An 18,767-nucleotide genomic window follows, 5' to 3' on the forward strand; every position below is an offset into this window, starting at 1 on the left:
GCCTGAGTCCGATAGCGTATCGAAATCAGGCCTTGAAAGCCGCTTAGAACAGAGTCCAACTTTATGGGGTCAGTTCAGATTGCAGGCTTTTTTGTGTCTGGTTATTTGAATGTCTGTTTAGTGTTTGTTTAGTTTTTATTTAGTGTGCCAAATGGCATACCCATTTGCGTTGGGCTTTCTGCTTGCAGGCTTTCTTCCCAGTTAACGGCGTCTTTGCCAAACAGAACTATGGCGGTTGAGCCCAGCTTGAAGCGCCCCATTTCCTCGCCTTTTTTCAATTCAATGTCATTAAGTTCGGCATAATCCCAAGTCACGACATTTTTATTGAAAGGTGTGACCTGACCTGCCCAGACGGTTTCAATGCTAGCGACTATCATAGCGCCCACTAGGATGACGGCCATTGGACCTGCTTCGGTTTCAAATAAGCAAACGGTGCGTTCATTGCGCGCAAAGACGTTAGGGATTTGTTCAGCTGTCACCTTGTTTACGGAGAAAAGCTTACCAGGTACATGGATCATTTTGGTTAACTTGCCCGTTAATGGCATGTGGACTCGATGGTAGTCTTTTGGAGACAGATACACAGTGGCGAATGAGCCACCAAGAAATTGATCTGATAAAGAAGCATCGCCACCAAGCAAGGTCGTTAGGCTATAGTGGTGACCTTTAGCTTGGAAAATAGTACCGTGTTCAATTTTACCTAACTGACTGATCGCGCCATCCGCAGGGCAAGCTAAACTGTCATCACCCTCGGCAATTGGGCGTAATTCAGGTCGAATAGCACGAGTAAAGAAATCGTTGAAGTTGCGGTAAGAAAGCGGGTCACTATTGACGGCTTCAGACATATCAACTTGATATTTTTTTACAAACTGACTGATAAAGGTATTTTTTACCCAGTTATTCTCACATTCCGCGATTCGGCCAATGGCTCGTGAAAGCGTTTTTTGAGGTGTGATGTGTTGCGCGAAGGCAAACAGTTGGTCTTTAGTCACAGTGTTCGTCCTGATGTTTGAGTTTAGGCGTTATTAATAAGGGACACGATTTGTTTCAGTGTCTTAAAATCTTTTTCGTCAAATTCGGTCCGAGTTTCAAGCCAAAATAGCATCATTTCCTGTTGGTTGACGACCGCTGACGCTAGAATAAGATGGCTTTGTTCGTCGATGATTTGATCCGAGGTGTCGGGTAAATCTAAGAGTAAGGTACTAAGCTTATCACCGAATAAGTGGCTTGCAGATTTTTGTTTGGCCAGTTTGCCAAATACTTTTGAGTCGGCATTCCAACGAATTTTCTTCAATATGTCCAGTTTGTAGCCAGATTGAAAAAGTGGCTGAAATCCTGTCGAGTTGTGTCTGAAGATAATAGCGTGTTGGGCATTTGGGATGGTTTGCTTAATGGTTTTCAAGGCCAAGTTGGCTTGGTTTTTACAGCCCTGATGTTCACTTCTTGTTAAGTTTTTCTTTAATTGGGCTAGCGGCGATACGATGACTTTCTTTTTAACAGAGGCACTGTTCTTGGTGTACAGATCTGGATCAAGTAATTGTAAGGCCATCGGGCGCTTGCCTCGATGATTGTACAGTTTTGCGGCTTCTGTTGAGGCAAAGTGTGCCGTTTTGATGATGTCGCCAATGCGACGATGCATTACGGTCGCCACCACTCGGTAAAAAAAGGCGAGATTTTTTGAGTCCCAACCTTTGTTACTTGCTTCCTCTGCTACTTTCGATGCGCAGTATGAAAAAATCAGTGGGTTGTTCATTAGGATGGTTAGGCGCTTATCTTCGGTGAAGCCTGGCAGTTCATCTGGGTGATGTGCCAAGTGGGCGAGTGACTGTAATTCACTGGCATTCGGAATGTGCTTGGTTAAAAAAGATTCAATGACTTTGTTTGGTGTTCCCCAGAAAGTGCATAGGTGGACGGTTAATTCATCAATGCGACACCCTAGAACTGCCATTTCAACCTGACTGGCTTTTTCACCCTGTAAAATTCGATTCTGCACTTCTTGCATAACAGGGTAGGCGTAATACCAAAGTAGCCATTTGGCGGCATCGCGAAACAAGGTGATCCAGAAAATATCATCTTCGTGGCTGGTGAGGTTTTCGATCGACCAATGTCTCGCTATCGTGGCGGCTTCGTAGCTGGTTTGAATCTCGGCTAGAAACGCGGTTAGGTTGTCTGGCAGCTGTCTGTTGCGAGTTTCGTAAGGGGCGAAGCGTTTAAATAAATTATGAATGCCATTCATGCCAACCATTGCGGCGGCATGAAAGGGTGTGTTGATTTCATTGTGCTTGTTCACCACGATTCGATTCGCTTCATTTAAAATAGCAAACGCGAGAAGTGGGTCGCTGGCAATGTTTTTTTGCATGTTCTCCAGTGTGTCTTCCGTGCGTTTTATTTGAGTTTTAAGACGCGCCAAGTTGCCCGCTCGTACGGGGAATTTTTTTGTCTTAAGGAAACTCAGCCATTCGTTTAGGCCCGATGGAGATTTGCTGCTCATAAAAGGTGACTTTGCTGACTCGGTTGTTTATAAGTATGCATCATGCTCTTATATTTCGTATCTGATTAATCATACTGTATATTTATGTAAGAGCATACTTTGTCAGTATTAAGGAAGTAAAAATATGTTTGCATTAGCGGGCCTGCTGGTCGTTATCGTCAGTGTTGTCACTGGGTACGTGGCCGCACATGGACAGTTATTGGCGTTATGGCAGCCTTTTGAAATCATCATTATTTGTGGTGCGGCATTAGGGGCTTTTATGATAGCGAACCCTTTTGTCGTGCAGAAAAAAGTCTTTACTATGCTGCCGCAAGTGGTGACTGGGAGTCGACACAACAAGCGCTTTTACTCTCAGTTATTGGGGTTAATGTTTTGTTTGTTTCAGAAGAGTCGTCAAGAAGGCTTTTTGTCTATTGAGGAAGACATTGAATCGCCTTTCACCAGCGATTTGTTTAACCGTTTTCCTGATGTTGTGCGTGATCACGAGGTCGTCAATTTTCTTACCGACAATTACCGTATCTTCACTTTGACTGGGCTGCCTGCTTACGAAATTGAAGCCATCATGGACAATGAGATAGAGCAAATCCAAGAAGAGTTAGTCGAGCCAGGACATGCTTTGAATCGTGTTGCTGAGGGGTTGCCTGGTTTTGGTATTGTTGCCGCAGTGCTGGGGATTGTGATTACCATGGGGTCGATTGGTGGTCCGATGGAAGAGATTGGCTATCATGTTGCGGCAGCTTTGGTGGGGACGTTTTTAGGGATTTTCTTTGCTTATGGTTTTGTTGGTCCTGCTTCAGCGCATCTTGAGACGCTTGGTAGTCATGAATTAAAAGCGTATTTGTGTATCAAGGCCTGTTTGAACTCAGTGGTATCTGGCTATGCGCCGCCAGTTGCGGTTGAAACAGGACGCAAATTATTACCGCCGGATATGCGTCCAAGTTTTGCTGAATTATCCATTGAATTGCAGCAGTATCGCTAATTTGAACGTCTGGTATCAGGAGGGAGTGAGATGGCCTTAGGTTCAAATAGCTTAGTTATTCGACGAGTCAAAAAAGTTAAAAAAGGTGGTCATCATGGTGGCGCATGGAAGATTGCGCTCGCGGATTTTGCATTGGCGATGATGGCGTTCTTTTTGGTGTTATGGATCATTAGTGTGGCATCTCCAGAAGAAAGAGAGACCATTCAAGGGTATTTTCAGGATCCTATGGGCGCTGGCACGGCAGGTTTTAGTGCAAATCCAATTGATTTGGGTGGTAGTCCCGCCATGAGTATAGAGAAAAAGTTGGATTTACAATTGCCTGAGCCAGGCAGTACCGATGTGCCAAGCCATGAAACAGGGCTGGGTAACGGTGATGAGTCCTCGGTATCACAAAGCTTGAATGATTTGGTTAAAGAGGAGCTGGAAAAAAACAATATTGTCTTATCCAAGCAGAAAAACTTACGGCTTGAGATAACTCCCATCGGTGTCCGTATTACATTACTAGACACACCGGATAAACCTATGTTTGAGCGTGGTAGCGCACGTATGATGCCAGACATTGAGAATACGTTGCTAACGATGTCGTCACTGTTTAATAGAGTGAAAAATCCGATCGTCATCAGTGGGCATACGGATTCTTCTAAATACACTGGCTCTGCACGTTTGAATAATTGGGATTTATCGGCCATGCGGGCGAATGCGGCGCGTCAGATTTTAGAGGAAGGGGGCGTTAGTGATGCTCGGTTTGCTCAAGTAACGGGGTTAGGTGGTACGGTACCATACAACCGCTTAAATCCGGCGGGTCCAGAAAATAGACGTATAAGCATTACCTTAATGACAGATGAGGCCTATCGTAAATTGCTAAACCAGAATCGTCGTAACTTTGGTAACCCGGCAAAACAATCGGATCTGAAGCTTACGCCAGAAATGGTTTTTTAGATAAAGTAGTCCATATTTTGCGGAATAGAGTGATATCTGTGCGATTAAAATGCGAGCCAATCGGCTCGCATTTTTTGATTTAAAAGGCTTGGTTTTCTCGGATGGATTGCTTAATGCGTAAGTAGCTTTGGAATCTGTGCTCGGAAATTTCACCTTTCTCTAAGGCGTCTAAAATAGCGCAGCCGGGCTCCTTTTCATGGGCACAATCGCGGAAGCGGCAGTAACCAATGTGTGGACGAAATTCAATGAAGCCATTCAACAGTTCGTCTTCACTAATGTGCCACAGGCCAAACTCTCGGATGCCGGGAGAGTCGATTAAGTCGCCCCCTTTTGGCATATGGAATAATCGTGCCGTGGTGGTGGTGTGAGTGCCTTTTTTGCGTTTCTGCGACAGCTCGCCCACGCTGATCTCAATGCCAGGTAATAGGGTGCCAATTAATGACGATTTACCGACTCCTGATTGACCAACAAACACACTGGTTTTGTCGCCGAGGAATTGGAAAAGAGACTCCATTCCGGCTTGGTCTTTGGTGGAGGTACGAATGATTCGATAATCGAGCTGCTCATAGGTCTCTAGCAAGGCATTGAGTTGTTCGCGGTTACTGTCATTGATTAGGTCGCACTTATTAAGCAAAATCACCGGCGGTATGCCAACGGTTTCAGCGGCGACTAAATAGCGATCGATTAGATTGGCATGGGCAACAGGTTCTGCGGCAATCACAATGACAATATGGTCTATGTTCGCAGCGACCGGTTTTAGGCGGCCGTGCATGTCTGGTCGTGACAGAGAAGTTTGTCTGTCTGTTGTCGCAACCACCACGCCACCGGCTTGTTGTTTGGGGCGCCAAATAACCTTATCCCCAGTCACTAGTTGCCCTAGATTGGCTCTTAAGTTACAACGAGTAGAGACACCGACAAAAGGCGGTTGGGTGCCTTCCACTTCCACTTGGGTGCCAAAATGGGAGATCACGATGCCCTGGGTTTCTGGGCCAAGGTCAGAGGATTGCAGCAACTCTTCTGCTTTATTGCTGCGTTTTTTGGTTCTTTCAATGCGCTCTTGTTGAATCTTTTCAATGCGCCAAGTTTGCTGTTTGGTGAGTTTTCGCTTCGACATTCGTCTTTTCTGATCCTATAGTAAGGCGCATAGAGTATAATGCTTGGCAATGATAATAAAGGATTTGAGTGAGTATGAGTTTGAATAAAGACAATTTAATCTGGATTGACCTTGAAATGACGGGGTTGGAGCCAGAGCAAGATACCATTATTGAAATTGCGACTGTGGTCACGGACAAAGATTTAAATGTCTTGGCCAAAGGCCCTAATTTGGTCATTCATCAAGACAAATCGGTAATGGATGGTATGGATGAATGGTGTACTCAGCATCATGGCGCATCCGGTTTAACCGCTAAGGTGCTGGCATCTGACATTGATATGGCAACGGCAGAAGCGCAAACCATTGCCTTTCTTGAGCAATATGTACCGGCTGGTGTGTCACCGATCTGTGGTAACAGTGTGGGCCAAGATCGTCGTTTTCTTTACCGTTATATGCCTAAGTTAGAGGCGTTTTTCCATTATCGTTATCTGGATGTGAGTACCATTAAAGAATTGGCTCGTCGTTGGAAACCCGAGGCATTAGAGGGGTTTACAAAATCCGGTGCGCACTTAGCCTTGGACGATATTATGGAGTCCATTGGTGAACTCAAGCATTATCGTAAGACCATGTTTGGTTTAGATGCTTGATGCCGTGTGATAGAAAGTGAATAGTAGACATAAAAAAACGAGCGTTGGCTCGTTTTTTTATGTCGTAAGATTATAGCAATGCCATGCCGCCATCCCAGATCAATTTTAAACCTGTGATAAACAGAAAACTGTACATGCATTTGAAGAAGAGTCCGGTTGAAATTCGATAATGCAGCCAAGCGCCAAGTTGTACGCCGACATAGGCTAATGGCGCGAAGCATAATGACAGCAATATGTTAGAGACGTTTAGCTGGCCTAACATGCTGTAGGGAATCAACTTGACGTAATTAATGGCAGTAAAAATAACCGCTGCCGTGGCGACATATTGTGTTTTGTCTAAATTGGCTCTGAGTAAGTAGACGCTCATTGGCGGGCCGCCCGCGTGGGCAATAAAACTGGTGAAGCCACCTAATGCACACCATAATCGACCAGCGATCAAGTTAAGTGGTTTGGGTTGCTTGGTACGGTGTTTTCGAGGCCAAGAATTCAGTGTAAAGCCAACGGCAATGATGCCCACCATGATTTTGAGCCAATCCGCCGAAAACCATGATGCGGTTAAACCGCCGATTATGACACCTGCGATGGCGGCAGGGATGCAGTTGATTAGCTCTTGTTTATTCCACTTCCGCCAAAACTTTTGCACGGTGAAAATGTCCATTAAACATAAGATGGGCAACATAATAGCAGCGGCATAAACTGGCGATGTTTGTAATGAGATTAACGGCACGGCAATGATGCCGAAAGCGCCAGAAAAACCTCCTTTTGAAATGCCGGTAATGAAAACCGCGACTGCGATCAAGGTAATGAGTAGCCAATCCATGAAATGCCTTAAAACAAACTTATTAGTGATAAGTGGTTGATTATGCGGTATCAGAGCTTGTTTCAAAAGCTTTGTGTATTAGAATTGTCTGAGTTTCAGTATGGTCCCAGTGTGATTGGACGAAGAAGGTTTAAGAGCGAATGCAAATAGTAAAAGATATTTACGGTGAAGCCGACATGGAGTCCTTCGGTGCGACGTTGTCGGTCGCGCTGCGAAGCGGCGGTGTGGTCTACCTAGAAGGCGATCTTGGAATGGGTAAAACGACCTTGGTTCGAGGTATGTTACGAGGCATGGGGCACGAAGGGCCAGTAAAAAGCCCAACTTATACCATTGTTGAGCCTTACGAATTGGCAGATCTAGAGGTTTATCACTTTGATTTATATCGAGTTGGTGATGCCGAAGAGTTGGAGTTCATGGGGATTCGAGACTATTTTACAGAACAGAGTTTGTGTCTGATTGAATGGGCGGAAATGGGGCGAGGAATTCTGCCGCAAGCGGATTTAATTGTGCGTTTGGATTTGATTCGTCAAGGTCGTCATGCCGTGCTTGAAGCGACAACGGATAAAGGGTTGATCGCAATGACGAAGTTACGAGACTTGGTTGTCGATTAACCTATCGAATTCTTTACGATCAGTAAGATTGAGATCCACCGTTTCAGCCGTTATAGTGTGTCTCTTATATATAGCTAGCTGTCTGATATGCAAACTAAATTTCAAACTTTTTTAAGTATCATTTTGGTCTGGATGACGTCCATTGTTGCGATGGAAGTGTCTGCGGCTGAAGTGCGTGATATTCGTGTTGCCCAACAAGAAGGGGTGACTCGTTTGGTATTTGAGCTATCCAGTAAATCTGAACATCGTATCTTTCCCTTATCTAACCCTGATCGCATTGTGGTTGATATCAGTGATGCTAGTTTGAGTAACTCAGTGGTTAATGGTTTGACGGCCTTGTCGTCAGATGTATTGATGCGGGTGCGTTATGCTGAACGTAACACTGGTGTTCGTTTTGTGTTGGATTTAGCACAGGCTGCACGCGCCAAAAGTACGGTTTTGTCTGCCAATGATACCTATGGTCCAAGAATATTAGTCGAGCTGGAATACGGAAAGAAAAAGCCAGCCACCATTGTGAAAAGTCTAGCCAATATCTCTCAAGAAAAACGCGATATTGTGATTGCCATTGACCCAGGGCATGGTGGTAAAGACCCCGGCGCGTTAGGGCAATATAAAGTGCGTGAGAAAGACATTGTGCTGTCGATCGCGAAAGAATTGGCGAAACGAATCAATGCGGTAGACGGTTTCAAAGCGGTATTGACTCGCTCCACGGATGTTTATCTCAAGTTGCGTGATCGTTCTCGAGTCGCTCGAGAAGCAAACGCAGATTTGATGATTTCTGTGCACGCGGATGCCTTCACTAAAGCCAGTGCGCGTGGGGCGTCGGTGTGGGCTTTGTCGTTAAGCGGCAAAAGCTCGGAAATGGGTCGCTGGTTGGCGCAACAAGAAAATTCAGCCGATTTGGTGGGCGGTATCTCATTAGACGACAAAGATCAGCTATTGGCTGAAGTCTTGCTTGATATGTCAATGAATTCGACCATCCAGATGAGTCTTAATATTGGTGAAAGTGTGCTTGGTCAAATGAAAGGGGTGGCCAAACTACACAAAAACTCCGTTCAGCAAGCTGGCTTTGTGGTGCTTAAATCGCCAGATATACCCTCTATTCTTATCGAGACCGGATTTGTTTCAAACAAAACGGAAGCGAAAAATCTTTCTAGCCGAACGTATCGAGTGAAGTTGGCGGCGTCTATTTCCAAAGGCGTGATAGAATATTTCACTAAAAATGCGCCGGAAGGCACCTTGGTGGCATGGAAACAGAAAAAACATTCTGACTATGTTTATACGGTGAGTAAAGGCGATACCTTGTCACAAATTGCACGTCGAAATCAGGTTTCTTTGGCGGTTTTACGAAAAGCCAATAAGCTAAAAAATGATGTTATCTGGGTGGGCCAAAAGCTCGTTATTCCGGCCGGATAATCAGATCAGGTGCCCACTATTAATGGGCCAAAGTAAATAAGGTCGTTAATGAAAAGAATCAATCTTTTATCGCCACGTCTTGCTAACCAAATCGCTGCTGGTGAAGTGGTTGAGCGTCCAGCCTCTGTGGTAAAGGAGTTGCTGGAAAATAGTTTGGATGCTGGTGCTTCCCAATTGGACATTGATGTAGAGCAGGGGGGGGTGAGGCGAATTAAGATTCGCGATAACGGTGTCGGTATCGTAAAAGACGATTTATCCCTTGCTCTGAGTCGCCATGCCACCAGTAAAATTGTCACACTGGATGACCTTGAGGCGGTGAATACGTTAGGGTTTCGTGGTGAGGCGCTGGCCAGTATTAGTTCAGTGTCGAGAATGCATCTCACGTCTCAGGCGGAAAACGAGAGTGAAGCTTGGCGTGTAGAAGCAGAAGGCAAAGATATGGCGGCGGCAATTCGTCCCGCGTCACATCCGCAAGGCACCACAATTGATGTACGTGATTTGTTTTTTAATACGCCTGCGCGGCGTAAGTTCTTGCGTACCGAAAAGACGGAATTTTCTCATCTTGAAGAAGTGGTCAAACGCTTGGCGTTAAGTCGCTATGAGACAGGCTTTCGTTTGAGTCATAACGGCAAACAAGTATATGACTTACGTCCTGTGACGGATCAGCTGCATGCCGAGCATCGTCTAGCGACTTTGTTAGGTAAAAAGTTTATTGAGAATTCCTTAACCCTGGATGTAGAGGCTGCAGGTCTGCGCCTCTGGGGATGGATAGGTTTACCGACCTTTTCTCGTTCTCAGGCCGATCTACAGTATTTCTTTGTGAATGGTCGAGTGGTTAAAGATAAGTTGGTGGCGCACGCTGTACGCCAAGCCTATCGTGATGTTTTGTACAATGGTCGTCACCCGACCTTTGTTTTATATCTGGAATTAGACCCATCCACGGTTGATGTAAACGTGCACCCGACGAAGCATGAAGTGCGTTTTCGTGATGGTCGTTTGGTTCACGACTTCTTATTTAGTCGTATCCATAAAGCCATAGCGGATGTTCGACCTGAATCGAATTCTGCTCCAACTGGTGTGGCGGACAGTCAGGACGGTTCCGCCTCTATTGCTGCAATATCAGAGCAGTCTGCACTGCCATTGGCTAATCGTCCGACGGCTTCCAGTATGGATTGGATGCGTCAAACGGGTTACCAAGGTGGCTCTCAAGTGAATTCGCAAAATCCAAGTGGCGATTCCATTCGTAGCCAGTTAGAGGGGATGCAGAGACTCTCAGGTTACGCGGGGGAGCTTGCTCAGTCTGGTGCTCAAATCACTGAAGAAATTGATCCTGATACAGGTGAGATTAAAACGGTGACAATGGCTCAATCGCCTTCGCCTTTTCATCATGTAGCAGAAAATGATTATCAAAAAGTACCACCGTTAGGGTATGCCGTAGCACAGATACACGGTGTGTATATCCTCTCGGAGAGTGAGCAAGGGCTGATCGTTGTGGACATGCATGCGGCTCATGAGCGGATTGTTTATGAGCGTATGAAAAATGCATTTTACGAAAAAAACATATCCACTCAACCTTTGTTGGTGCCGATCAATATCTCGGTTTCACAAAGCGAGGCTGACTTAGTTGAAGAAAACGGTCAGGTGTTTGAGGCATTCGGTTTTAAGGTTGAGCGAACTGGTTTGGAAAGCGTCATGGTGCGAGAAGTACCTATTATCCTAATTCGTGGTGATGTTGAAAATCTAGTGCGAGATGTTATCAGTGATTTGTCCACCAATGGTGTGTCGGATTTGCTGGAGTCACGTGCCAACGAATTAATGGCGTCTATGGCGTGTCATGGTGCCGTACGTGCCAATCGTAAACTTACCATTGAAGAAATGAACAGCTTGTTGCGTGATATGGAAGTGACTGAGCGTAGTGGACAATGTAACCATGGACGGCCGACTTGGGCATACTTAAGTATGTCTGACTTAGACAAACTCTTTTTACGAGGTCGCTAAAATGGCTAAACCGCAAGTGGTGTGTTTGATGGGACCAACGGCCTCGGGGAAAACTGGCTTGGCTGTTGAGCTGGCAGAGCAACATAATTTTGAGATTATCAGCGTAGATTCTGCTCTGGTATACAAAGGGATGGATATTGGCACAGCAAAGCCGGATGCGGAATTGCTGGCCAGAGCGCCTCATCGTTTAATTGATATTATTGACCCGATTGAGTCTTACTCAGCAGCGGATTTTGTTGTTGATGCTGTGGCGCATGTTGAAGACATTTTGTCGAAAGGCAAAACGCCTTTGTTGGTCGGCGGCACCATGATGTATTTCAATGCCCTGCAAAAAGGCTTGGCGGATATGCCAAAAGCAGACGCAGCGTTACGTCAGCAGATTGAATTAGAGGCGGAGCAAAATGGTTGGGCTGCTTTACATGAAGAATTGGCGGCCGTAGACCCGGATGCTGCTGAACGTATTCACCCAAATGATCCGCAACGACTGCAGCGTGCGTTAGAGGTCTATCGGTTAACGGGTAAAACCATGACCCAGTGGTGGGCTGAGCAAGAAAAAGTGGCTTTGCCATTTGATATGATCAATATGGCGGTGATGCCGAAAGAGCGCAGCGTATTGCATGAGCGTATTGAATTGCGCTTTAACCAAATGATGGAACAGGGCTTTTTGGCAGAAGTAGAGGCCTTGTATCATCGTGGGGATCTTACCATTGATATGCCTTCTATTCGTTGTGTTGGCTATCGTCAACTGTGGCAGTATTTAGAAGGTGACGATTTGTTAGAAGATGCTATCTTTAAAGGAGTCGTTGCTTCGCGTCAATTGGCGAAACGACAACTTACTTGGTTGCGAGGCTGGGAAGATCTGATGATTTTTGACAGTTTATCGAAAGAACTTACCTCTGAGGCCTTGAATTACATAGAAAGCAGGATTATATAGGGGAAATAATAAAAAATTTGGTGTAGTATCTACGGTATTGTTTTTTCAATATTTAATTTATTAGTTTTCGCTTTTTTAAGGAGATTCCGATGTCAAAAGGGCAATCATTACAAGACCCTTACTTAAATGTTCTACGCAAAGAAAGAGTACCTGTTTCTATCTTTCTTGTGAATGGAATTAAACTTCAAGGCCAGATTGAGTCATTTGATCAGTTTGTGATTCTTTTGAAAAACACAGTTAGCCAAATGGTATACAAACATGCCATTTCGACTGTTGTGCCTTCTCGTACTATCCGCATGCCGTCTCCTGATCAGCCGGAAGATGCCGCTGAATAGTTTGTCTGACAAGACAAACAGAGGAATATAAGATTGTTTTTTGAACGCCCTGATAGTGGTGAAATTGCTGTTGTGGTCCACATTGATTTTAATGATCAAAGCGAAAGCTATGGACCAGAAGAGTTTGTTGAACTTGCTATGTCGGCTGGTGCAGACCCTGTTGCTGTTGTTACAGGGTCCCGTCAGCGTCCTGATGCCAAGTATTTTGTTGGTAGCGGGAAATTAGATGAAATTAAAGATATTGTTGATCATGAAGAAGCCCAGGTGGTGTTGTTTGATCATGCCTTATCGCCATCTCAAGAGCGTAACTTAGAAAGTGTTTTGAAATGTCGAGTACTTGATCGTACTGGTTTGATACTGGATATTTTTGCCCAACGAGCGCGTACCCATGAAGGTAAGCTGCAAGTTGAGCTGGCTCAGTTACAACACATGTCAACTCGTCTGATTCGAGGTTGGACTCACTTAGAACGCCAAAAAGGCGGCATCGGTATGCGTGGTCCTGGTGAAACCCAGTTGGAAACAGACCGCCGCTTGCTTCGCGTGCGCATTAAATCCATTCAAAAACGCCTTGAAAAAGTTGGCACGCAACGTGATCAAAGTCGACGTTCTCGTGCGCGTTCTGCTGTCCCTACTGTGTCTTTAGTAGGTTACACAAACGCGGGTAAGTCGACTCTATTTAATCGTATTACTGGCTCTGAAGTGTATGCGGCAGATCAGTTATTTGCGACACTGGATCCGACCTTGAGACGCCTAGACATTGAGCAAATCGGTTCGGTCGTCTTGGCGGATACGGTTGGCTTTATTCGCCAATTGCCACATAGATTGATTAAAGCGTTTCAGGCGACCTTGAAAGAGTCGGCGGAAGCGGATTTGTTGTTGCATGTGGTTGATGCAGCGGATATTTCCCGTGATGATAATATGCTTCATGTGGATGCTGTGTTGGAAGAGATTGGTGCGAATGAAGTGCCAACTTTGCTGGTTTTTAATAAAATTGATGCACTTCCTACGGCCGAGCCTCGTATAGATAGAGACGAGCAAGGGAACCCAAGACGAGTTTGGTTGTCTGCTCGTGATGGCGATGGTTTAGAGTTGCTAAAGCAAGCCATTGCAGAATTGTTGGCAGTGGATGTGTTTAATGAAACATTGAATTTGCCGAGTCATTATGGACGTCTGCGCGCTATGTTGTTTGAGCATGGGGCGGTAACGTCAGAGCGTTTCGATGAAAACGGCCATTTTGTGTTAGATGTAAAACTGCCTAAGAAAGATTATTTACAGATTTTAGCTCGTGCTGGTATGTCTGAAGATCAGATTGTAGCAGCATAGGTCACTGGAATTATCATTAAAATAAAGTGGAGATGTAGTATGGCCTGGAATGAACCGGGTAATAACGACAACGACCCATGGAATCCAGATAAAAACCGTAATAATGGTGCTGGTCGCCCAGATGAAGGTCGCGATAAAGAGAAGAGTAATGATCCTTGGGGTCGTCCATCCGGCGGAAAAGATCAAGGGCCACCTGATCTTGATGAAGCCTTTAATAAGTTGATGGACATGCTTGGGGTTAGAAAATCTCGCAAAGGTGGCGGCTCAAATGGCGGCGGTTCAGGTTTGTCTGGCAAATTCAGTGGCGGTTTGATTGCGATTGTGTTGTTGGCTTTGTTTGCGCTTTGGGCGGCAACCGGAGTATACCAGGTTGATCAGCAGGAGCGTGGCGTAGTGTTGCGTTTGGGTGAATATCATTCGACGGTGATGCCTGGTTTGCATTGGAACCCGCCTATGATTGATTCCGTTAGCAAAGTTAATGTCACGAAAGTGCGTTCGCATGATCACAAGGCGCTTATGTTGACGGTGGATGATGCTATTGTTGAAGTGGGTGTGTCGGTTCAGTACTCAGTGCAGAATCCGAAAGACTTCTTGATCAATGTGCGTAATCCTGAAGAGTCTTTAGCTCAAATGACAGAGAGTGCACTTCGTCATGTTGTGGGTAGCTCTGAGATGGGGCAAATCCTAACAGAAGGTCGTGAGTTGTTGGCGGATGAAGTGAAAGCGCGTATTCAGTCATACAGCGATCTGTATGGTACAGGTTTACTTATTTCCAAAGTAAACGTCGAAAACACTCAAGCGCCAACTCAGGTGCAAGAGGCGTTTGATGACGTAATTAAGGCGAAAGAAGATGAGCTGCGTGTGAAGAACGAAGCAGAATCTTACGCTAACGGTGTGATTCCTGAGGCGCGTGGTCGTGCTCAACGTATTCGTGAAGAAGCGGAAGCCTATCGTTCTGAGATTGTTGCTCGTGCGAGTGGTCAAGCGGATCGTTTTGATCGTTTGTATCGTGAATATACCAAAGCACCTGAAGTGACACGTCGTCGTTTATACATCGAAACAGTTGAGTCTGTTTACAAAGATGTAAACAAGGTGGTGGTTGACACTGACGGTAGTAACAACATGATGTATTTACCACTCGATCAATTAATGAAACAGTCGGCGGCAACGGCTACTGGTTCTGCAAATTTGGGGTCGTCTGATATCAGCAGTTTAACTGATCAGGTATTAAACGAGTTACGCAAACGCCAAGGTGTCACCGTTCGTAGAGAGGGTAGAAATTAATGAAAGGCTTTTCTTTTGTCGTTTTATTTGTACTTCTTCTTGTCGTTTTGGTGGGCTCTCAGACATTGTATGTCGTGAAAGAGACTGAGCGAGCTGTTGTTTTGCGTTTTGGTGAGATCGTTGAAGACGATGTGAAGCCAGGTTTGCACTTCAAATTGCCAATCATGAACGAAGTGAAGAAGTTTGATTCGCGCATCCTGACGATGGATTCACGTCCGCAACGTTACTTGACCCTAGAGCAAAAAGCGGTTGTGGTAGATTCTTACGTAAAATGGAAGATTGATTCAGTTGCTAAATTCTATCAAGCGACTTCTGGTGACGAGTTTGTTGCCAACCGTGTCTTGTCTTCACGAGTGGATACTGGGTTGCGTAACAAGTTCGGTGAGCGAACCATGCACGAAGTCGTGTCTGGTGAGCGAGATTTGCTGATGACGGAATTGCGTGATGACCTTAATAAGGTGGCGCAAAACGAATTGGGTATTTCCATTATTGATATTCGTGTGAAGCGAATTGATCTTCCGCCAGATGTGAGTGAATCGGTTTATCAGCGTATGCGTACTGAGCGTGAGCGTGAGGCTCGAGAGCACAGATCGAAAGGTCTAGAGCTGGCGGAAGGTATTCGTGCAGATGCGGATCGTCAAAAAGTGGTTTTAGAAGCTGAAGCACAACGTGATGCGGAGATGATCCGTGGTGATGGTGATGCGAAAGCAGCGGCTATTTACTCAAAAGTTTACAAGCAAGATCCAGAGTTCTATGAATTCTATCGTAGCTTGCAAGCTTATCGTGAAAGCTTTGCGGGTAATGGTAATTTGTTTGTCCTTGAGCCAGATAGCGAGTTTTTCAAGTATTTGAATAGCTCTGCTGGTGACTATTCAAAATAGATAATCTCGAATAATCGTACGACAAGCCTATTTGTTAAAATAGGAAACATGGTACTATTACAAAAACCGGGTCAGGCCCGGTTTTTTAATGGTTGAAACAAAGAGAATCTATGCAGGAATTGTTGCAGTCGCTACTGGTTGGCGTCAGCCTTTTATTGATCGCTGAGGGGATTTTGCCGTTTCTTGCTCCACACTTCTGGAGAGAAATCATGGCAAGGGCTGTCGCAAGCTCGGATTTTAATCTACGTATTCTGGGGGCGGTTAGTATGTTTCTTGGAGTAGTACTTCTTTTGCTGACACGAAGCTAAGAGGATAATTTAATGACATTAGCAGATCGCTGGTTACTCCCAGAGGGAGTAGACGAAGCTTTGCCTGAGCAGGCTGCTAAAATAGAACACCTTAGAAGAACTCTGCTTAATCTCCATCAAAGTTGGGGATATCAATTAGTAATACCTCCTCTTTTAGAGTATCTGGACTCCCTTTTGACGGGTGCTGGCTCAGACCTAGAAATTGAAACCTTCAAAGTAATTGATCAGTTGTCTGGTCGTTTGATGGGGGTGCGCGCTGATTTTACATCGCAGGTTGCTCGTATCGATGCGCATTGCCTTAAAGAAGAAGGTGTTCAGCGTTTGAGTTACTGCGGTAGTGTATTGCGTACTGTGCCATCAGGTTTGGATGGTACGCGTTGCCCAATTCAATTAGGTGCTGAAGTATATGGTCACGGTGGCGTTGAAAGTGATATCGAAGTCTTGTCTTTGATGTTGCAGACTTTGTCCGTCGCTGGATTGTCAAATGTGGTACTGGATCTTGGTCATATAGATATTGTGAACGGTGTAGTATCAGCTTGCCAATTAACTTCTGAGCAAGAAAGTAAATTAGCCGATTTATACCGATCAAAAGATTTGCCTGAGCTTGAGCGTTATGTTGAAACCTTAGGGTTAAATGAAGAGCAGTCAGTTTGGTTGACTGAGTTGCCGCGCTTGTGTGGTGGTCAGGAAGTGCTAGAGCAAGCAGATATACTGTTGGCGCCTATTTCTACGCCGGTAAAAGACGCCATTGCTCTGTTGAAAGAGATGGCCACGGCGATCGCACAGCGTTTTCCAACGGTTGGCTTGCATTTTGATTTAAGTGATTTGATGTCATACAGCTACCACACTGGTGTGGTGTTTGCGGCTTATGTGCCAGGTCACGGCAATGCGATCGCTCGTGGCGGTCGTTACAACAATATTGGTCAAGTGTTTGGTCGTTCGCGTCCTGCGACAGGGTTTAGTACCGACGTGAAGGCTTTGGTAAGTCTTACTGAAGTTGAGGTTGCTAAGTCAAAAACAGTCGTGTCACCAGTGAGTCAAAGTGTTGAGCTTTGGCAAAAGATCAATGCATTGCGTGCTGAAGGTTATCAGGTGATTGAGTCACTTGATGAGGTGTCAGCGAGTGAAGCGGATTATAAGCTGGATATGGTGGATGGCGCATGGCAATTGCTGCCACGTTAACGCAAGACTTTTCTTTAAGAACTATCTAAATGAGACCTGAAACTATGGGTAAAAACGTTGTTATTCTGGGCACTCAATGGGGTGATGAAGGTAAGGGTAAGGTTGTTGACTTACTAACCGAAGACGTCGCGGCTGTTGTCCGTTTTCAAGGGGGTCACAATGCTGGTCACACTTTGGTGATCGATGGCAAAAAGACCGTCCTGCATTTGATTCCTTCTGGTATTTTGCGTGATGGCGTTCAATGCATCATTGGTAATGGTGTGGTGTTATCGCCAGCGGCTTTGAAAAAAGAAGTGTTAGAGCTTCAAGAGCAGGGTGTGCCTGCCGTTGATCGTTTAAAGATCAGTGCAGCTTGTCCTTTGATTTTGCCTTACCACATTGCGCTTGATCAGGCTCGCGAGCAAGCGAAAGGCGAGAAAAAAATTGGCACAACGGGTCGCGGCATTGGGCCGGCTTATGAAGATAAAGTGGCTCGCCGTGCGATTCGTGTTGGTGATTTGTTGGATGCAGAGCGTTTCGCTGCGAAGCTGAAAGAAGTATTGGAGTACTACAACTTTGTGTTGACTCAATATCACAATGTTGAGGCCATTTCTTACGATGAGGTGTACGCTGAAGGCTTGGAAATGGCTGAATTCTTGCGCCCAATGGTAGCGGATACGATTACTCTTTTGCACGATCTGCGCAAAGCAGGTGCGAACATCATGTTCGAAGGTGCGCAGGGGTCTCTGTTGGATGTAGATCACGGTACTTACCCATACGTTACCTCCTCTAATACCACTGCCGGTGGTGCGCCAGCAGGTACAGGCTTCGGTCCTTTGTATCTTGATTATGTTTTGGGTATTACCAAAGCGTACACGACTCGTGTTGGTTCTGGTCCTTTCCCAACAGAGCTATTCTGTGAGAATGGTCAGCGTTTAGGTGAACGTGGGCATGAGTTTGGTGCAACAACTGGTCGTTCTCGTCGCTGTGGTTGGTTTGATGCAGTGGCTTTGCGTCATGCGGTGCAAATCAACTCTGTCTCTGGCATTTGCTTGACGAAATTAGACGTTCTTGATGGCTTTGATTCCGTTAAAGTGTGTGTTGGTTATACGGATGCGGATGGCAATCCAGTTGCTGGCTCTTTGGTCGACAGTGAAGGTTACGAGCAAGCTCAGCCGACTTATGTAGAGTTGCCAGGTTGGAGCGAGTCTACGGTTGGTGCTGAAAACTTTGAAGCGCTACCAAAGAATGCTCAAGATTATATTCGTTATCTTGAAGAGCAAGTGGGTGTGCCAGTTGATATTATTTCAACGGGTCCTGATCGTAATGAAACTATTGTATTACGTGACCCATTCAAACAATAAGTTATTCTATTTTTGACTTGATTGTTTTGTAAAGAAAGCCGCAGTTTTGAACTGACCCCATAAAGTTGGACTCTGTTCTAAGCGGCTTTCAAGGCCTGATTCCGATACACTATCGGACTCAGGCCTTTTAGTTTCTGCTTAATTCGATCGTTGTTGTAATACTCGATGTATTCCTTGATTGCTTCA

General features: G+C 45.4%; 19 protein-coding genes. 14 read left to right on the forward strand and 5 right to left on the reverse strand.

Annotated elements, in window-relative coordinates; all coding sequences use genetic code 11:
- Positions 1-128 precede the first annotated feature (128 nt).
- Entirely contained in the window at positions 129-989 is an 861-nt protein-coding gene (gene asd / locus ACHUFM_RS18005; protein WP_394183998.1) for an archaetidylserine decarboxylase, read from the reverse strand.
- A 23-nt stretch (positions 990-1,012) separates the two neighbouring features.
- Positions 1,013-2,488: an HDOD domain-containing protein gene (locus ACHUFM_RS18010; protein ID WP_394183999.1), complete on the reverse strand. Its 1,476-nt coding sequence runs from the start codon at positions 2,486-2,488 to the stop codon at positions 1,013-1,015.
- A gap of 124 nt (positions 2,489-2,612) precedes the next feature.
- Here ACHUFM_RS18010 and motA point away from each other — a divergent pair, with 124 nt between their 5' ends.
- Positions 2,613-3,467 carry a flagellar motor stator protein MotA gene (gene motA, locus ACHUFM_RS18015; protein ID WP_394184000.1) on the forward strand — a complete coding sequence of 285 codons (855 nt, stop codon included), beginning with the start codon at positions 2,613-2,615 and terminating at the stop codon, positions 3,465-3,467.
- A gap of 30 nt (positions 3,468-3,497) precedes the next feature.
- The gene (locus tag ACHUFM_RS18020; protein ID WP_394184001.1) at positions 3,498-4,406 is read left to right on the forward strand and encodes a flagellar motor protein MotB; all 909 of its coding nucleotides are present in this window, start codon (positions 3,498-3,500) and stop codon (positions 4,404-4,406) included.
- Between the two features lie 79 nt (positions 4,407-4,485).
- On the opposite strand, the gene rsgA is transcribed toward ACHUFM_RS18020, so the two are convergent.
- Positions 4,486-5,520: a small ribosomal subunit biogenesis GTPase RsgA gene (gene rsgA / locus ACHUFM_RS18025; protein WP_394184002.1), complete on the reverse strand. Its 1,035-nt coding sequence runs from the start codon at positions 5,518-5,520 to the stop codon at positions 4,486-4,488.
- A gap of 74 nt (positions 5,521-5,594) precedes the next feature.
- On the opposite strand from rsgA, the gene orn reads away from it, so the two are divergent.
- Positions 5,595-6,146 carry an oligoribonuclease gene (gene orn, locus ACHUFM_RS18030; protein ID WP_394184003.1) on the forward strand — a complete coding sequence of 184 codons (552 nt, stop codon included), beginning with the start codon at positions 5,595-5,597 and terminating at the stop codon, positions 6,144-6,146.
- Between the two features lie 70 nt (positions 6,147-6,216).
- Here the strand turns inward: orn and ACHUFM_RS18035 are convergent, their stop codons facing one another.
- On the reverse strand, positions 6,217-6,966 hold the full coding sequence (locus ACHUFM_RS18035; RefSeq protein ID WP_394184004.1) for a sulfite exporter TauE/SafE family protein: 750 nt from the start codon (positions 6,964-6,966) through the stop codon (positions 6,217-6,219).
- A gap of 140 nt (positions 6,967-7,106) precedes the next feature.
- Between ACHUFM_RS18035 and tsaE the strand changes: the two genes are divergently transcribed.
- The 11 genes from tsaE to ACHUFM_RS18090 all read left to right on the forward strand — a co-directional run bounded on the left by tsaE (position 7,107) and on the right by ACHUFM_RS18090 (position 18,581).
- Positions 7,107-7,577, forward strand: coding sequence for a tRNA (adenosine(37)-N6)-threonylcarbamoyltransferase complex ATPase subunit type 1 TsaE (gene tsaE / locus ACHUFM_RS18040; protein ID WP_394184005.1), 471 nt, complete (start codon positions 7,107-7,109; stop codon positions 7,575-7,577).
- 87 nt (positions 7,578-7,664) lie between these two features.
- Positions 7,665-8,993, forward strand: coding sequence for an N-acetylmuramoyl-L-alanine amidase (locus tag ACHUFM_RS18045; protein ID WP_394184006.1), 1,329 nt, complete (start codon positions 7,665-7,667; stop codon positions 8,991-8,993).
- 48 nt (positions 8,994-9,041) lie between these two features.
- Positions 9,042-10,991 (forward strand): DNA mismatch repair endonuclease MutL, encoded by a 1,950-nt coding sequence (gene mutL / locus ACHUFM_RS18050; RefSeq protein ID WP_394184007.1) that lies wholly within the window; start codon positions 9,042-9,044, stop codon positions 10,989-10,991.
- Position 10,992: 1 nt separating this feature from the next.
- The gene (miaA, locus tag ACHUFM_RS18055; RefSeq protein WP_394184008.1) at positions 10,993-11,925 is read left to right on the forward strand and encodes a tRNA (adenosine(37)-N6)-dimethylallyltransferase MiaA; all 933 of its coding nucleotides are present in this window, start codon (positions 10,993-10,995) and stop codon (positions 11,923-11,925) included.
- Between the two features lie 89 nt (positions 11,926-12,014).
- Positions 12,015-12,260 (forward strand): RNA chaperone Hfq, encoded by a 246-nt coding sequence (gene hfq / locus ACHUFM_RS18060; RefSeq protein ID WP_013795956.1) that lies wholly within the window; start codon positions 12,015-12,017, stop codon positions 12,258-12,260.
- 33 nt (positions 12,261-12,293) lie between these two features.
- Positions 12,294-13,583, forward strand: coding sequence for a ribosome rescue GTPase HflX (gene hflX, locus ACHUFM_RS18065; RefSeq protein ID WP_394184009.1), 1,290 nt, complete (start codon positions 12,294-12,296; stop codon positions 13,581-13,583).
- A gap of 39 nt (positions 13,584-13,622) precedes the next feature.
- On the forward strand, positions 13,623-14,867 hold the full coding sequence (gene hflK / locus ACHUFM_RS18070; protein ID WP_394184010.1) for an FtsH protease activity modulator HflK: 1,245 nt from the start codon (positions 13,623-13,625) through the stop codon (positions 14,865-14,867).
- The gene (gene hflC / locus ACHUFM_RS18075; RefSeq protein ID WP_394184011.1) at positions 14,867-15,748 is read left to right on the forward strand and encodes a protease modulator HflC; all 882 of its coding nucleotides are present in this window, start codon (positions 14,867-14,869) and stop codon (positions 15,746-15,748) included. The genes hflK and hflC overlap by 1 nt, the downstream gene beginning before the upstream one ends.
- A 110-nt stretch (positions 15,749-15,858) precedes the next feature.
- Positions 15,859-16,056 (forward strand): DUF2065 domain-containing protein, encoded by a 198-nt coding sequence (locus tag ACHUFM_RS18080; RefSeq protein WP_063331392.1) that lies wholly within the window; start codon positions 15,859-15,861, stop codon positions 16,054-16,056.
- Positions 16,057-16,068: 12 nt separating this feature from the next.
- Positions 16,069-17,238 (forward strand): ATP phosphoribosyltransferase regulatory subunit, encoded by a 1,170-nt coding sequence (locus tag ACHUFM_RS18085; RefSeq protein ID WP_394184012.1) that lies wholly within the window; start codon positions 16,069-16,071, stop codon positions 17,236-17,238.
- A gap of 44 nt (positions 17,239-17,282) precedes the next feature.
- A complete protein-coding gene (locus tag ACHUFM_RS18090) occupies positions 17,283-18,581 on the forward strand; it encodes an adenylosuccinate synthase (RefSeq protein ID WP_394184013.1) in 1,299 nt (432 codons plus the stop codon).
- 77 nt (positions 18,582-18,658) lie between these two features.
- Here ACHUFM_RS18090 and ACHUFM_RS18095 read toward each other — a convergent pair.
- The coding region (locus ACHUFM_RS18095) for an IS3 family transposase (protein WP_394184014.1) at positions 18,659-18,767 on the reverse strand (109 nt) is incomplete at its 5' end.

Origin of the sequence: Marinomonas posidonica, from assembly GCF_043643765.1 — a bacterium.
GTDB classification, from domain to species: Bacteria; Pseudomonadota; Gammaproteobacteria; order Pseudomonadales; family Marinomonadaceae; genus Marinomonas; species Marinomonas posidonica_A.

What these genes read in the sequence shown, in the direction of transcription:
- ACHUFM_RS18020 (WP_394184001.1), top strand. Translation starts at nt 3,498, where the DNA reads ATGGCCTTAGGTTCAAATAGCTTAGTTATTCGACGAGTCAAAAAAGTT.
- ACHUFM_RS18010 (WP_394183999.1), bottom strand. Translation starts at nt 2,488, where the DNA reads ATGAGCAGCAAATCTCCATCGGGCCTAAACGAATGGCTGAGTTTCCTT.
- ACHUFM_RS18090 (WP_394184013.1), top strand. Translation starts at nt 17,283, where the DNA reads ATGGGTAAAAACGTTGTTATTCTGGGCACTCAATGGGGTGATGAAGGT.
- hflK (WP_394184010.1), top strand. Translation starts at nt 13,623, where the DNA reads ATGGCCTGGAATGAACCGGGTAATAACGACAACGACCCATGGAATCCA.
- rsgA (WP_394184002.1), bottom strand. Translation starts at nt 5,520, where the DNA reads ATGTCGAAGCGAAAACTCACCAAACAGCAAACTTGGCGCATTGAAAAG.
- ACHUFM_RS18045 (WP_394184006.1), top strand. Translation starts at nt 7,665, where the DNA reads ATGCAAACTAAATTTCAAACTTTTTTAAGTATCATTTTGGTCTGGATG.
- hflC (WP_394184011.1), top strand. Translation starts at nt 14,867, where the DNA reads ATGAAAGGCTTTTCTTTTGTCGTTTTATTTGTACTTCTTCTTGTCGTT.
- hfq (WP_013795956.1), top strand. Translation starts at nt 12,015, where the DNA reads ATGTCAAAAGGGCAATCATTACAAGACCCTTACTTAAATGTTCTACGC.
- ACHUFM_RS18035 (WP_394184004.1), bottom strand. Translation starts at nt 6,966, where the DNA reads ATGGATTGGCTACTCATTACCTTGATCGCAGTCGCGGTTTTCATTACC.
- miaA (WP_394184008.1), top strand. Translation starts at nt 10,993, where the DNA reads ATGGCTAAACCGCAAGTGGTGTGTTTGATGGGACCAACGGCCTCGGGG.
- ACHUFM_RS18085 (WP_394184012.1), top strand. Translation starts at nt 16,069, where the DNA reads ATGACATTAGCAGATCGCTGGTTACTCCCAGAGGGAGTAGACGAAGCT.
- mutL (WP_394184007.1), top strand. Translation starts at nt 9,042, where the DNA reads ATGAAAAGAATCAATCTTTTATCGCCACGTCTTGCTAACCAAATCGCT.
- motA (WP_394184000.1), top strand. Translation starts at nt 2,613, where the DNA reads ATGTTTGCATTAGCGGGCCTGCTGGTCGTTATCGTCAGTGTTGTCACT.
- ACHUFM_RS18080 (WP_063331392.1), top strand. Translation starts at nt 15,859, where the DNA reads ATGCAGGAATTGTTGCAGTCGCTACTGGTTGGCGTCAGCCTTTTATTG.
- tsaE (WP_394184005.1), top strand. Translation starts at nt 7,107, where the DNA reads ATGCAAATAGTAAAAGATATTTACGGTGAAGCCGACATGGAGTCCTTC.
- orn (WP_394184003.1), top strand. Translation starts at nt 5,595, where the DNA reads ATGAGTTTGAATAAAGACAATTTAATCTGGATTGACCTTGAAATGACG.